Consider the following 13,051-nt stretch of genomic DNA (forward strand, 5'->3'; position numbering starts at 1 on the left):
CTTGTGGAGAAAAGCAAGCAAGGTGATAGAAACTCGCAGTATCAACTGTACGAGCTCTACATAGATGCCATGTACAATGTTGGTATGCGGTTTTTGAAAATTAAGGAAGATGCGGAAGATGTAGTACAGGACAGCTTTGTGGAAGCTTTTAAGAATTTAGAGAGCTTCAAGTATGAGAGTACTTTTGGCGCATGGCTTAAACGTATAGTAATCAATAAGTCCATTAACCATTTAAAGTTGAAACGAATTCCAGTAACACCAATGGATGAGCATGAATTTCATCTATCGGATGATGCGCCGGAGGAAGTGATGGAAGCGGTAGAAGTTACCAAGGTAAAATTAGGGATAGATAAGCTGCCTGACGGGTATAGGCAAATTATTAACCTCTATTTATTGGAAGGCTATGACCATATGGAAATTGGTGAAGTACTGGGGATTAGTTCTTCTACATCCAAATCCCAATACCACAGGGCGAAAAAAAAATTAATTGATATCATAAAAAATTTGTGATGGACAGTTTTGAAAAAAATATAAAAGAAAGAAGAAAGGAGTTTGATGTACATGTGGCAGATCGCTCCAAAATATGGGCGAATATAGAATCTCGCCTTCCGGATTCAAAACCAAAGGTGATACCTCTTTGGAGAAAATCCATATTTAAGGTTGCCGCAAGCATATGTATTCTTTTGGGAGCAGGTGCCCTTTTGGGAATTTCATTTATGAAAGGTACCAGTAGTGAGAGCGCCATGTACGCCTCCAAGGAGCTGCAGGATATTGATCGTCATTACCAAGGCCTTGTTTCTTATCAAGTACAACTTATTGAAAAAAACGGTCAACTTACAGATAGAGAAAAACAGGAGTTTTTATCCTTTATGGATGAATTGGACCAAGAGTATAATGAACTGCGAAAAGAAATGCAGCATAATTTAGATAATCAGTTGATATTAGAGGCAATTGTTGCCAATTATAAAAAGCGAATTGAGCTTATTGAAAATCTATTGAAGCAATTGAACGATACCAAAATTAAAGAAGAGGAGTATGGCTACACGTTATAGGGAAATTTGGGTTTTTGTTGCCATTTTTGGAATCATGGGAATTACTTTCGCCCAACAAAAAGTCACTAAGAAATTGGAAAAAACGTACAGTTTTACCAATTCTGGGGCGCTTAATATTGAGAACAAGTATGGGGACATAAAGGTCTATGGTTGGGAAAAAGAAGAGCTGTTCATTTCCATGGATATAACAGTAGAAAACAAAAAGAAGGAAGAAGCTAGGGAGATGCTCAAAAGAATAAAACCGGTTTTGAGAAATAGTGAAAATTATGTTTCCGTTTCCTATCAAGTTTTAGAAAAGGATACCGGTTTTTTCAATCAACTTTTTGAGAAGGCCAATCCTTTTGATATGGATAAAAGTACCATCAAAATAGACTTTAAGGTGTATTTGCCTACAAAAGCGGAACTTGATATTTCCAATAAATTTGGGGATGTATTTGTGGAAAGCTGGAAAGGCGTTTTAAAGGCTAAAGTTGAACACGGAGATATGTGGTTGAACGATGACTTAAATAAGGCCGACCTTAGCATTCAATATGGCGAAATAAAAGCAAGAAATATTAATTACGGAAATTTTGAACTTACCAACGGGTCCTTGGACATGGAAGATTCCAAAAGTCTACATGTTAAATCCAATGGCAGTGAAATTGATGTTCAAAAAATAACTTCAATGGAGCTTCATTCCAATAAGGACGAAGTTGTTATTTCTGAAGTTGGAAGCCTGTACGGTACCTTAAAATTTACCAATCTGCAATTAACGAGATTAAGGACCTATGCAGACTTAAATATGCGGGTTGCAGATTTAAGAGTAGATGAAGTAATTGCACCCGAAACTCAAATTAACGTAGATCAAGAATCTTCCGAGGTAAACATAAACGTAAATAACTTTTCGCATTCATTTAAGGCAGTCTTAGAAGAAGGCTTGGTCAGATTGCCCAAGTCCTTTGAGAATGTCTCTTCCAATATGTTGGACAAAGGAAAAAAACTAAGGGAAATTAGTGCAAGTTATGGTAGCAATATTCAAGGAGAGATCAATATTACCGGAAAAAAAGGATTGGTTCTTATCAAGGAATTCTAATGGAAAATGGTTTAATGGCGCATATATAGACCCAAATAATAAACAGAATTTGTAAAGGAATTCTAATCCAAAGGTATTCAGGTCCTTTTCCATCATACTGTGCCGTTTCGTAATTAATGTGTTCAAAAGCAGCCTTTATGTTGGCAGGAAAAAGAAGCAAGAAAAATGCTATAAGCAACCAACCGGTAATCACTGTAAACCTTGGTATTATAAGGGTTACGGCCGCAAGTATTTGTAGGCCTGCAGTAAGGTATATCAATTCTACTTTATAAGGTATGGGGTTAGGAATCATCATCACCATTCCTTTCGTATACACATGATGACCAATAGCGGTAAAAATCAGCATTACGGACATAGCAATTCTACCCGCTAGAGGAAAATTGTCTGTTCCATGAATCATTTTAAGGATAAGAACAGTGATGATAAAAACAGAAAGTAAAACAATTAATGGTTTCATATAGTGAGCACAAATTTCGTAATCTAATTTGGCCACAACAATGAACCTCGGTTAAGAAATACGTTTCCTGATTCTGCTTAAAGCTTGAGGTGTTACACCTATATAGGACGCTAAATATTTTAGTGGAACTTTTTGGATTAATTCAGGTCTGTTATTAAATATGTCCAAATACCTTTCCTCAGCAGATTGGTCTAGAAAAGATAGTTCTCGGTTCCATTTTAGAACGAGATTGTGTTCGGCAATTAGCCTGCCAATAGTATTACCCACTCTGGTCCTATCATATACTTGTTGTAGACTATGGTAATCAACACACCATAAAATACAATCTTCCATAGCCTCAATGGTATATTTACTTGGGCGTCTTGTAACAAAAGAATCGTATGCACTGGAAAACTGATCTTGATGTCTGAACCCAAAGGTGATATCGTCTGTCTCTTTTGGAATATAGTACCTCATAGATCCTTTTTCTATATAGGTGATATAGTTCTCAATTTCTCCTTTTTTTATAATGGCGGCTTTCTTTGAGAACGTTTTCTTTTCTACCCTAGTCATAAAAAAAGCCCAATCTTCATCGGGCACTTCTGATATTTTTTCAAACAATTCTTTAATTCTCCACATCCGCCAAACACTTAGTAATATGTTTACTTACTTGTATAACTAGCAAATATGGTTTGTTTTATGAATTTATAACCAATTCATGGTTGTTCTGTAGATAATTTCGTTGACAGGGTAAGATCTTTAAAATTGAAATTCAGATTACTTTAATGCAATAACATTTCTCCTTTTGTTGGAGTTTTTAGCCTCAAAAATGCCTCTATTGAATCATAAAAATTTTCATGCCTATGTATAAGGCCATCCTCACTAAATGTGATAACAGCAAAACCGTTGATTGTGTTTTTACGGTTAGTGGTTCCATTTTCATCAAAACTCCCTGTACACTCCCACCTATAAAAAGCCTTATTGTCTTGAATGACCAAATCCTTTACTTCTGTATGAAAATCAGGAATAATATCATGTAAAGAATTTACAAGCGCCGTAAGCTCTTCATAATTAGTTGCTTCTAGTTTTCCATTTGAAAAACGCTTAAAGTCTTTTGCTAAAAGACATTTGAAGGATTCTGTTTGGTTGTTGTTCCAGCATTGTTCGTAATCGTTTATGATCCGCTCCAAATTTGGAGATGTTGAATTCATAACAAGTGAACCGTTATTTTGAGGTTCTTCTTTGCAGGAAAATAGGATTACAGTTAATAGGCCGTAAAGCCAAAAACATGGTTTCATATCAGAGGGTTTGCAAGTTGGTTAGCCGGCAAACTGTTCTGGGGGAAATGAAGGTAGGGAACTTTTGCCATTAAATACATTCGGTATTTATACCAAACGTTATTCAAGTTAGCATAAAAACGTGTTTCTCAGGTAGTTTAGTATAAATAAATGTGTGAAATACACCATTTTGTACATTCATTAAGAATAGTCGGTTTCTATCGTAAAATTAAGCTAAAATAAATGTAATAAAAAACTTATTAATTCGTAAATGTGCTCGAGAACTTAAAATTTTATTATCACTGAAAATCGTTCAAACTATTTATGTAAAAAAATCACCTTGTATAACTATTTCTTCGAAATTAAAAAAAAATATTCCTCTAGGTGCAACTTTTTAGAATGTATGTTGTCTATTAAACTGATCAATCAAAATAATAGTCAATTATGAAATTTTTTAAATATTCCCTTCTACTTCTTTTACTTGTTGGCAACCAACAACTCTTTTCTCAGGATCAAGAGGATAATTATATAGAGTTCAATGATCGTAATAATATAGTTCATGGTATATATCTAGGTTTTAATCTAGGTGTTGGAGAAATTGAGGATGAGCCTACCTATGCTGCAGGATTAAAACTTGCCTATGTTGCCAATCAACAATTTGAGGTTGGTTTTGCAGCAAATACTATTTATTCACGTCAAGACCTGATTTTTACTGGAAATAATAGAAGACAAGATCTTTTTGCTGTTTATGGAGGTTTACATTTAGAGCCTATTTTCTTTAGTAAGAGCATCGTTAGCCTTTCTTTTCCGGTACTCATAGGTGGAGGTGCGGTAGGATATATTGAAAATGACTACGATGAAGATTATGACCCAGAGATATCGGAAGAAGACATAGATGCTGTTTTTGTTATTGAGCCTGGAGTTAGTGCCTTGTTCAATCTTAGTAGGTATGTTCAATTAGAGGCGGGCGTAACTTATAGGTTCAGCAGTATAATTGAATTAGAACCCAGTCCCATCGATAGAATTAATGGTTTTACGGCCAACATAGGTATAAAAATGGGAATTTTTAATATGGGTAGAAATCGGTATAAAAAGAAAATATAATGAAAACTAAATTTAGTAAAAGATGCGTACACTGCCATGATGTAATTGAAACTAGACATGTCTTCAGTAAAAACAATCAGGTGTTTTTGAAATCAACCGATTTATTATCAAACGATTGGTCGCCAATTAACTTTCAATGGATTCCAGTCCTTAAAATGCGGGAACAATTGGATACTCCTTAAAAATTTAATCACCTTCATTTCTGTTCAAGAAATTATAAATCAATCAAAAAAAATGAAAACAAAATCAATTATTTTATTAGCGTTCGGAGTTTTATTGACCTTCTCTTCATGTGATTATGAACATGTTCGGGCAGACGATGAAATCACCACAAGGAATCTAACCATGTCTGGTTTTAACGGATTGGAAGTAGGTAATGCGTTTGATGTTTACATCACTTTTTCGGATACGGAAGAGCAGGTTATTATTGAAGCAAATGACAATTTGCATGACCGAATTATTGTTACTAGGGAAGGCGACCAATTAAGTATAAAACTCAAAAAGTTTACCACCATTAAAGGAAATGCCACGTTAAAGGCCTATATAACCACCAGCTATTTAGATGATATGGATTTAAAAGGGGCCTCTACAGTAATCATGGAAAATGCTTGGGAAGTGGATAGGGCCAAGATAGACCTTTCAGGTTCTTCTGAAATTAGGGGCGAAATCCTATCCAACCATTTTGAAGTAGATATGAAAGGCGCATCCAAGGCAGACCTTTTTGGTAATATTGAATCACTATATGTAGACTTGTCAGGCGCAAGTGATATGAGGGACTATGATCTTATTGCAAAACGACTAAATATAGACCTCAGTGGGGCAAGCGAGGCTTTTTTAACGGTTTCAGAATCCATAGATATTGAAGCATCTGGAGCAAGTGTACTCAACTACAAGGGCGATGCAGTTACGTATCACAAGGAACTTAAAGGGGCTTCAAGGTTAAAAAACCGAAACTAAAAATAGACTCTTTATAACTATTTGTGCCGTTTTTGCAATTCTGCCTCTATATCTTTTAAGCTGAACCCTTTGGCTTGCAAGAGTATTAGATAATGGAAAAGCAAATCGGCACTTTCGTATAAAAACAAATCGTCATTATCGTCTTTGGCCTCAATGACCGTTTCTACAGCTTCTTCCCCTACTTTTTGGGCTATTTTGTTAATGCCCTTTTTGAATAATGAAGCCACATAAGACTTTTCAGAATCTGCCGAAGTTCTTCTTTGGGCGATAACATTTTCCAATTTAGAAAAGAAACCAAAGCTGGCTTCATTTTCTTCGTGCCAGCAGGTATCCGTACCTGTGTGGCAAGTAGGCCCTACTGGGTTGACCATCACTTTAAGGGTATCGTTATCACAATCCACCTTAATGTCAACAAGGTTTAAAAAGTTACCGCTTTCCTCCCCTTTGGTCCACAATCTTTCTTTGCTTCGGCTATAAAAAGTGACTTTTTTGGTTTCAATGGTTTTCTTGTAAGCTTCCTCATTCATATACCCCAACATCAAAACACTTTTGGTCTGTGCATCTTGAATAATGGCGGGTACCAATCCATTGGCATCCTTGTCAAAATCTATCTTCATTACAATCTTCTCTTTTAAATATGTTGGGGTACACCTTCCATTTTCATAAGATAAATGGGAAAGCCCAAACTCTCTTCTTTATTAAAAATGCTGAGTCCGAATTTTTGGTACAGCTTTACATTATTTTCATTGGCGGCATCCACAATTACCGGAAGTTTGGTATCCCTAAACTCCTTATAAACCTGCAATATTAATTTGGGAGCGGTGACCCCTCCTTTGTATTCTTGTTTAACCGCAAAAATCATGGGGCGGATGTACGGAGTTTTCGGATAATTTCTTTGAATGACCTTTTGCCTTTCCAATACCTTTGATACCCTTTCAATACCTATACATTTAAAAGCTAACCGTAACGTAGAGAATAATTTGCTAAATGAAAATGTGTCTCGGTTACTATAGGTCAGTAAAAGACAGCTGGCCCTATTATCGGAAATACACACGTAGCCAGTACGATATGACTTATCAAATAAATATTCCATCAAAACACGCATACGTTGCTTTCGCTTGGCATCTTGCTTTACTACAAAATTGATAGAACTGTCATCATGAATGGGTTCAAAGGCGTCCATTAAGATGTCTACCACTAAGTCTCTGTCTTCTTTGGTTGCTTTTATCAATTGTATTCTTTTTACTTAATCATCAGGATAAACTTTCCCAATAATGCTCAAGTTACCACTTTTAAAAAGTGCATCTGGCTTGGGAATTAAGGTTATATCCTAACGGGAATTCCTTCTTCCTGTAATTCCTTTTTTAAATCTCCAATACCTATTTCCTTAAAATGAAAAACGCTGGCAGCCAATGCCGCATCTGCCTTTCCTTCTTTAAATGTATCTGTAAAATGCACTACTTTCCCTGCTCCTCCCGAAGCTATTATTGGTATATTCAACTCCTGGGAAAGTTTGGCCAAGGCCTCATTTGCAAAACCATCTTTGGTACCATCGTGGTCCATGGATGTAAACAAAATTTCTCCGGCTCCACGCTCTTCCACTTCTTTTGCCCATTCAAACAACTTGCGTTCCGTGGGTACCTTTCCTCCAACCAAGTGCACAATCCATTCCCCCTCTATTTGCTTGGCATCAATGGCCACCACAATACATTGCGAACCAAATTTAGCCACCAAATCATTGATCAATTTCGGATTTTTTACTGCCGATGAATTGATGGAAACTTTATCGGCTCCATTTTGAAGCAGGACATCTACATCTTCCACAGATGAAATTCCACCACCTACGGTAAAAGGAATGTTTATTTTTTCTGCGACCCTATAAACAAGGTCTGCCAAGGTTTTTCGTTTTTGCTCAGTAGCGGAAATATCTAGAAAAACCAACTCGTCCGCTCCCTCTTTGCTATAGATTTCAGCAAGTTCTACGGGGTCACCTGCATCACGAAGGTCAACAAAATTGACTCCTTTTACCGTTCTTCCGTCTTTAATATCCAAGCAAGGTACAATTCTCTTTGCCAGCATTGTTTCTCTTCTAATTTATGGAGAGGGATGGTTTTAACAACCGATTTTTAATCCAAAAGCCCCCAAATTAATAACAAATTTGAAATCTAGTCGCACACCTAAAGTGTTTTTTCTTCATTTTTAAGCTTAATGCTCCAAAACAAATCCTTCCAATTGCTTCAAAGAAATTTTATTTTCATAGATGGCCTTCCCGATAATAGTGCCCTCACAACCCATTTTCGCCAATTTTGGAAGTTCATCAAAAGTTGAAATTCCACCAGAAGCAATCAATTTCACCTCTTCACACTCGCCCAAAATTCTTTTGTAGAGTTCAAAAGACGGACCTTGAAGCATCCCATCCTTAGAAATATCGGTACAAATAACATAGGAAACTCCTTCTTTTTGATAGCTTTGAATAAAGGGAATAAGTTCTTCTTTGGATTCTTCTTGCCAACCCGAAACGGCAATTTTTTCGTCCATGGCATCGGCGCCCAAGATAATTTTATCCGCTCCGTATTTTTGTAACCAATTGACAAAAGTGCTACGATCTTTAACGGCTATACTGCCACCAGTTATCTGATTGGCACCGCTCTCAAATGCTATTCGTAAGTCTTCATCGGATTTTAGCCCGCCCCCAAAATCAATTTTCAAACTGGTTTTGGCAGCAATCTGTTCCAGAATTCTATGATTGACAATATGTTTGGACTTTGCACCATCTAAATCTACCAAGTGCAAATACTCAATGCCATGGTCTTCATAGGCTTTTGCCACTTCCAAAGGGTTTTCATTATATACTTTTTTCGTATCATAATCTCCTTTGGAAAGTCTAACACATTTACCTTCGATGATATCTATGGCCGGGATTATTCTCATGTTTTGGTACTTTTTCGTTGTTCGTTGCTTCTAGTTAAACTGTGAAATGCAAGAAATTGATTATGAAAACACTAATTCGATTCTAGGCTTAAAAAGTTTTTTAATATCTGAGCGCCCACTTCGCTACTTTTTTCTGGATGAAACTGAACCCCATAAAAGTTGTCCTTTTTTAAAGCGGCGCTATAGGCCACATCATATTCCGAAGTGGCAATGGTTTCATCACAGAGCGGAGCATAAAAACTATGTACCAAGTAAATGTGTTCTTTATCGTCAACTTTATCGAAAAGTCCACTTTTTAATGAGGTTATTTGGTTCCAACCAATTTGTGGAACTTTTACATTTTTTGAAAAGCGAACTACATCCACATCAAAAATACCTAATCCGGTGGTGTTGCCTTCTTCAGATTTATTACACATAAGCTGCATTCCTAAACAAATGCCTAAAACAGGCTGTTTTAATTCGGGAATCAAGGTTTGCAAACCACTAGCGTTCAACATTTTCATGGCACTGCTGGCCTCCCCCACACCTGGAAAAATGACCTTGTCCGCGCTTTTAATTTCTTCTGGATCATCACTCAAAACGGCCGTATAACCTAGGCGTTGAATGGCAAATTTTATACTTTGAATATTTCCAGCGCCGTAATTGATAATTACAATCTTCATTTATTTGGTATTGAGTATCGAGTAATGAGTACAGAGCAAATATTATAAACCAAATACTTTGTACGCAATGCTCACAACTGTTTAAAGCATTCCCTTGGTACTGGGAAGCACCATTTTTTCAGTATCTCTTTTAACGGCCATTTTTATGGACTTGGCGAAAGCCTTAAAAATCGCTTCTATTTTGTGGTGTTCATTAGTGCCTTCGGCTTTTACATTAAGATTGGCCTTGGCCCCATCAGTGAACGATTTAAAGAAATGATGAAACATTTCAGTAGGCATGTCCCCCACCATTTCACGGTTAAATTGAGCTTCCCAAACCAACCAATTTCTTCCTCCAAAATCAATAGCCACTTGGGCAAGGCAATCATCCATGGGCAAGCAAAAACCATATCTTTCAATACCTAATTTATTGCCAAGAGCTTGGGCAAAAACCTCACCAAGGGCAATTCCTGTATCCTCAATAGTGTGGTGTTCATCTACCTCTAAATCGCCATCTACCTTAATGGTCAAATCCATTTGTCCGTGTCTGGCCAATTGATCTAACATATGATCAAAAAATGCGAGCCCCGTTTTGATATCGCTTTTTCCGGTACCATCTAGGTTAAGGTCAATGAAAATATCGGTTTCATTGGTTTTTCTTCGGATGCTTCCCGTGCGGTCCTTCAGTTTTAAGAACTCATAAATCTTCTGCCAATCATTACTTTCCAAGGCGATATAATCATTCAGCTCCTCACGTTTTACGGTGATTTCACCTGTTCCCAAATGGGTTTCGTCATTGATAAATATTCCTTTTCCGCCCAAGTTTTTGGCCAATTCTATATCGGTCAACCGGTCGCCAATGACAAAAGAGTTTTCCAAATCGTATTCATCTGAAAAATAACCCGTTAGCAAGCCAGTACCTGGTTTTCTTGTATTGGCATTCTCATGAGGAAAGGTCTTATCTATAAAAACTTTGTCAAAAACAACCCCCTCGTTTTCAAAGGCTTTCATTATAAAGTTATGTACGGGCCAAAAAGTATCTTCAGGAAAGGCATCGGTACCTAAACCGTCTTGATTGGTTATCATGGCCAACTCATAATCCAGTTCTTTGGCAATTTTACCCAACCAAGTAAAAACCTTGGGGTAGAACACCATCTTGTCAAAGGCATCTATTTGTTCGTCTACCGTCTCTTTTATGATGGTACCGTCACGGTCAATAAAGAGTACTTTTTTCTTCATTTACTCAAACTTTTTAGTGCTGTTACCAGCTTAATATTTTCATCTTTTGTCCCAATAGTAAACCTTAATGTATTCTCACAAAGTGGTTGCGTACTTCTGTTTCTAACAACAACACCTAATTGCAACAATTCATTATAGCGCTTGGTGGCGTCATCAACTTTTGCAAGTATAAAGTTGGCGTCAGAAGGATAGATTTCCGTTACAAAATCAATTTTGGGCAGTACGCTCAATAACAACCTTTTCTGCTCCAAAATTTCATTTACTTCGGATAGAATTCTTGCGGGATTGGAAACCCGTTTCAAGGCATGTGCCTGGGTAAGCTCATTGACATTATAAGGGGGCTTAATTTTGTTCAGAACAGAAATGATTTCTTTGGAAGAAATACTTATTCCCAAGCGAATACCTGCCATTCCATAGGCTTTTGAAAGGGTCTGGGTTACGACTAAATTCCCGAAATCCTCCAATCTGCTTGTCCACGACATCTGATTGGAAAAATCAATATAGGCCTCATCCACAACTACCAAACCGTCAAAATTCTTTAGCAATGCTTCGATGGCTTCGGTCTTAAAACTATTCCCCGTTGGGTTGTTGGGAGAACAGATAAAAATCATCTTTGTGTTCTCATCTACCTTGTTCAAGATTTCCGAAACATGTGGTTGAAAATCGGCAGTTAGTAGTACTTCCCTATTTTCAATATTATTGATATCCGCCAGTACCTTATACATACCGTAAGTGGGTGGCAAAGTGATGATATTGTCCTCACCGGGCTCACAAAATGCGCGGAACAACAGGTCCAAAACTTCATCGCTACCATTTCCTAAGAGAACTTGGTCCGTACGGATCTTTTTTTGTTCTGCCAACACGGATTTTAAGTTGCGTTGCTGCGGATCGGGATACCGGTTTACGCCATTCTCGAACGGATTCTCATTGGCATCCAAAAAAATCATTCGCGAGCCATCGCTCACGTATTCATCACGTGCAGAGGAATAGGGTTTTAGACCTTTTACGTTTTCCCTTGTGATATTTTCTAAACTAAAGCTCATTTGCCTTTCTAATTATTTTGCTAGACTTTTTAGTCGCAAGGTTACGGCATTTTTATGCGCTTCCAAACCTTCGGCAGCTGCCATTAATTCTATAGCCTCGCCAATTTCTTGTATACCCTCTGCCGATATTTTTTGAAAAGTCATACTCTTCATAAAACTATCCAAATTTACTCCACTATACTGTTTGGCATACCCGTTGGTAGGCAAGGTGTGATTGGTGCCCGAAGCATAATCTCCCGCACTTTCAGGAGTATAATTACCAATAAAGACCGAACCGGCATTATGAATTTGATCAATAAAATAATTCTCATTTTCTACGCACACGATATAATGCTCTGGCCCGTATTCGTTAATAAGTTTTGCAGCCGTTTCATCATCGGAAACATAGATAAGTCTGCTATTGTCAATGGCTTTTTGGGCAATGTCCTTCCTCGGAAGTTTTTCTAATTGTAGAGCCACCTCTTTCTCCACCATTTCAATCATTTTTTTCGAAGTAGAGACCAAAATCACCTGACTGTCTACGCCATGCTCCGCTTGGCTCAATAGATCAGAAGCAACAAATGAAGCATTGGCACTATCATCTGCCAATACCAATAACTCGCTGGGACCTGCAGGCATATCTATAGCCACGCCATATTTGGTGGCCAATTGCTTAGCAACGGTAACATATTGATTACCAGGTCCGAAAATTTTATAGACTTGGGGAATGCTTTCCGTACCAAAAGTCATCCCGGCAATCGCTTGGATACCACCAACCTTAAAAATTTGGGTAACCCCACAAAGGTTGGCCGTATAAAGAATTGCAGGGTGAATTTTTCCTTCTTTATTTGGAGGAGAACACAAAACAATTTCCTTGCAACCTGCAATTTTTGCAGGAATGGCCAGCATCAAAATTGTTGAGAACAAAGGAGCCGTACCTCCAGGAATGTAAAGCCCCACTTTTTGTATCGGTCTTTTTTCCTGCCAACATTGAACACCGGGAGCCGTTTCTAAAGAAACTTTGTTGGTAGCCTGTGCTTGATGAAAAGCCTCAATGTTCTTTTTCGCCAGTTGAATGGCATTTTTTAGGTCTTCAGAAATAACAGTACTTGCCTCCGTAATCTCTTCTTTTATAACCATTAGGTTATCAACCAAAACTCCATCGAACTTCTCGGTATATTTTTGAAGTGTTTGATCACCATTTTCTTTTACTTCCTTAAAAATAGCTTCTACGGTACCTTCAATATCCGCTAAGGTCTGCGTGGGTCTTTTTAAAACTTCACCCCAAGTACTCCGGTCCGGATTATATATCTTGTTCAT

17 protein-coding genes are annotated in these 13,051 nt (G+C 37.5%); 6 read left to right on the forward strand and 11 right to left on the reverse strand.

What is annotated here, in order from left to right:
- Window positions 1-3: 3 nt before the first annotated feature.
- Genes IL355_RS07530 through IL355_RS07540 form a run of 3 tightly spaced genes read left to right on the forward strand, consistent with a single transcriptional unit; the run spans window position 4 to window position 2,124 of the window.
- On the forward strand, window positions 4-510 hold the full coding sequence (locus tag IL355_RS07530) for an RNA polymerase sigma factor (RefSeq protein WP_317175479.1): 507 nt from the start codon (window positions 4-6) through the stop codon (window positions 508-510).
- Window positions 510-1,052 carry a hypothetical protein gene (locus IL355_RS07535; protein ID WP_192461567.1) on the forward strand — a complete coding sequence of 181 codons (543 nt, stop codon included), beginning with the start codon at window positions 510-512 and terminating at the stop codon, window positions 1,050-1,052. Before IL355_RS07530 ends, IL355_RS07535 begins: the two co-directional genes overlap by 1 nt.
- A complete protein-coding gene (locus IL355_RS07540) occupies window positions 1,036-2,124 on the forward strand; it encodes a hypothetical protein (RefSeq protein ID WP_192461568.1) in 1,089 nt (362 codons plus the stop codon). The genes IL355_RS07535 and IL355_RS07540 overlap by 17 nt, the downstream gene beginning before the upstream one ends.
- Here IL355_RS07540 and IL355_RS07545 read toward each other — a convergent pair.
- The 3 genes from IL355_RS07545 to IL355_RS07555 form a co-directional block, all read right to left on the reverse strand.
- Window positions 2,111-2,581 (reverse strand): DoxX family protein, encoded by a 471-nt coding sequence (locus tag IL355_RS07545; protein ID WP_192461569.1) that lies wholly within the window; start codon window positions 2,579-2,581, stop codon window positions 2,111-2,113. The two genes, IL355_RS07540 and IL355_RS07545, sit on opposite strands and share 14 nt — an antisense overlap.
- Window positions 2,582-2,632: 51 nt before the next feature.
- Window positions 2,633-3,199: a Crp/Fnr family transcriptional regulator gene (locus IL355_RS07550; RefSeq protein ID WP_192461570.1), complete on the reverse strand. Its 567-nt coding sequence runs from the start codon at window positions 3,197-3,199 to the stop codon at window positions 2,633-2,635.
- 143 nt (window positions 3,200-3,342) lie between these two features.
- On the reverse strand, window positions 3,343-3,858 hold the full coding sequence (locus IL355_RS07555; RefSeq protein ID WP_192461571.1) for an ester cyclase: 516 nt from the start codon (window positions 3,856-3,858) through the stop codon (window positions 3,343-3,345).
- A gap of 423 nt (window positions 3,859-4,281) precedes the next feature.
- On the opposite strand from IL355_RS07555, the gene IL355_RS07560 reads away from it, so the two are divergent.
- The 3 genes from IL355_RS07560 to IL355_RS07570 are packed head-to-tail and all read left to right on the forward strand — an operon-like array spanning window position 4,282 to window position 5,898.
- Complete coding sequence (locus IL355_RS07560; protein ID WP_192461572.1) at window positions 4,282-4,941, forward strand: hypothetical protein; 660 nt, start codon at window positions 4,282-4,284, stop codon at window positions 4,939-4,941.
- Window positions 4,941-5,123 (forward strand): hypothetical protein, encoded by a 183-nt coding sequence (locus IL355_RS07565; protein WP_192461573.1) that lies wholly within the window; start codon window positions 4,941-4,943, stop codon window positions 5,121-5,123. The genes IL355_RS07560 and IL355_RS07565 overlap by 1 nt, the downstream gene beginning before the upstream one ends.
- Before the next feature lie 52 nt (window positions 5,124-5,175).
- Window positions 5,176-5,898 (forward strand): head GIN domain-containing protein, encoded by a 723-nt coding sequence (locus tag IL355_RS07570; RefSeq protein ID WP_192461574.1) that lies wholly within the window; start codon window positions 5,176-5,178, stop codon window positions 5,896-5,898.
- Between the two features lie 17 nt (window positions 5,899-5,915).
- On the opposite strand, the gene hisIE is transcribed toward IL355_RS07570, so the two are convergent.
- The 8 genes from hisIE to hisD form a co-directional block, all read right to left on the reverse strand.
- Window positions 5,916-6,515: a bifunctional phosphoribosyl-AMP cyclohydrolase/phosphoribosyl-ATP diphosphatase HisIE gene (hisIE, locus tag IL355_RS07575; RefSeq protein WP_192461575.1), complete on the reverse strand. Its 600-nt coding sequence runs from the start codon at window positions 6,513-6,515 to the stop codon at window positions 5,916-5,918.
- Between the two features lie 14 nt (window positions 6,516-6,529).
- Window positions 6,530-7,129 carry a GNAT family N-acetyltransferase gene (locus tag IL355_RS07580; RefSeq protein WP_192461576.1) on the reverse strand — a complete coding sequence of 200 codons (600 nt, stop codon included), beginning with the start codon at window positions 7,127-7,129 and terminating at the stop codon, window positions 6,530-6,532.
- Between the two features lie 92 nt (window positions 7,130-7,221).
- Complete coding sequence (hisF, locus tag IL355_RS07585; RefSeq protein WP_192461577.1) at window positions 7,222-7,977, reverse strand: imidazole glycerol phosphate synthase subunit HisF; 756 nt, start codon at window positions 7,975-7,977, stop codon at window positions 7,222-7,224.
- 126 nt (window positions 7,978-8,103) lie between these two features.
- A complete protein-coding gene (gene hisA / locus IL355_RS07590) occupies window positions 8,104-8,829 on the reverse strand; it encodes a 1-(5-phosphoribosyl)-5-[(5-phosphoribosylamino)methylideneamino]imidazole-4-carboxamide isomerase (RefSeq protein WP_192461578.1) in 726 nt (241 codons plus the stop codon).
- A 71-nt stretch (window positions 8,830-8,900) separates the two neighbouring features.
- On the reverse strand, window positions 8,901-9,491 hold the full coding sequence (gene hisH, locus IL355_RS07595) for an imidazole glycerol phosphate synthase subunit HisH (RefSeq protein WP_192461579.1): 591 nt from the start codon (window positions 9,489-9,491) through the stop codon (window positions 8,901-8,903).
- 81 nt (window positions 9,492-9,572) lie between these two features.
- The gene (gene hisB / locus IL355_RS07600) at window positions 9,573-10,709 is read right to left on the reverse strand and encodes a bifunctional histidinol-phosphatase/imidazoleglycerol-phosphate dehydratase HisB (RefSeq protein WP_192461580.1); all 1,137 of its coding nucleotides are present in this window, start codon (window positions 10,707-10,709) and stop codon (window positions 9,573-9,575) included.
- Complete coding sequence (hisC, locus tag IL355_RS07605; protein ID WP_192461581.1) at window positions 10,706-11,752, reverse strand: histidinol-phosphate transaminase; 1,047 nt, start codon at window positions 11,750-11,752, stop codon at window positions 10,706-10,708. Before hisC ends, hisB begins: the two co-directional genes overlap by 4 nt.
- A 12-nt stretch (window positions 11,753-11,764) precedes the next feature.
- Window positions 11,765-13,051: a histidinol dehydrogenase gene (gene hisD, locus IL355_RS07610; RefSeq protein WP_192461582.1), complete on the reverse strand. Its 1,287-nt coding sequence runs from the start codon at window positions 13,049-13,051 to the stop codon at window positions 11,765-11,767.

This window comes from Euzebyella saccharophila, assembly GCF_014855495.1.
Classification (GTDB): domain Bacteria; phylum Bacteroidota; class Bacteroidia; order Flavobacteriales; family Flavobacteriaceae; genus Euzebyella; species Euzebyella saccharophila.

Coding starts and splice junctions, on each gene's coding strand:
- IL355_RS07570 (WP_192461574.1), top strand. CDS start 5,176: ATGAAAACAAAATCAATTATTTTATTAGCGTTCGGAGTTTTATTGACC.
- IL355_RS07560 (WP_192461572.1), top strand. CDS start 4,282: ATGAAATTTTTTAAATATTCCCTTCTACTTCTTTTACTTGTTGGCAAC.
- hisD (WP_192461582.1), bottom strand. CDS start 13,051: ATGAACAAGATATATAATCCGGACCGGAGTACTTGGGGTGAAGTTTTA.
- hisH (WP_192461579.1), bottom strand. CDS start 9,491: ATGAAGATTGTAATTATCAATTACGGCGCTGGAAATATTCAAAGTATA.
- hisC (WP_192461581.1), bottom strand. CDS start 11,752: ATGAGCTTTAGTTTAGAAAATATCACAAGGGAAAACGTAAAAGGTCTA.
- hisF (WP_192461577.1), bottom strand. CDS start 7,977: ATGCTGGCAAAGAGAATTGTACCTTGCTTGGATATTAAAGACGGAAGA.
- hisB (WP_192461580.1), bottom strand. CDS start 10,709: ATGAAGAAAAAAGTACTCTTTATTGACCGTGACGGTACCATCATAAAA.
- IL355_RS07540 (WP_192461568.1), top strand. CDS start 1,036: ATGGCTACACGTTATAGGGAAATTTGGGTTTTTGTTGCCATTTTTGGA.
- IL355_RS07555 (WP_192461571.1), bottom strand. CDS start 3,858: ATGAAACCATGTTTTTGGCTTTACGGCCTATTAACTGTAATCCTATTT.
- hisA (WP_192461578.1), bottom strand. CDS start 8,829: ATGAGAATAATCCCGGCCATAGATATCATCGAAGGTAAATGTGTTAGA.
- IL355_RS07535 (WP_192461567.1), top strand. CDS start 510: ATGGACAGTTTTGAAAAAAATATAAAAGAAAGAAGAAAGGAGTTTGAT.
- IL355_RS07550 (WP_192461570.1), bottom strand. CDS start 3,199: ATGTGGAGAATTAAAGAATTGTTTGAAAAAATATCAGAAGTGCCCGAT.
- IL355_RS07545 (WP_192461569.1), bottom strand. CDS start 2,581: ATGAAACCATTAATTGTTTTACTTTCTGTTTTTATCATCACTGTTCTT.
- hisIE (WP_192461575.1), bottom strand. CDS start 6,515: ATGAAGATAGATTTTGACAAGGATGCCAATGGATTGGTACCCGCCATT.
- IL355_RS07565 (WP_192461573.1), top strand. CDS start 4,941: ATGAAAACTAAATTTAGTAAAAGATGCGTACACTGCCATGATGTAATT.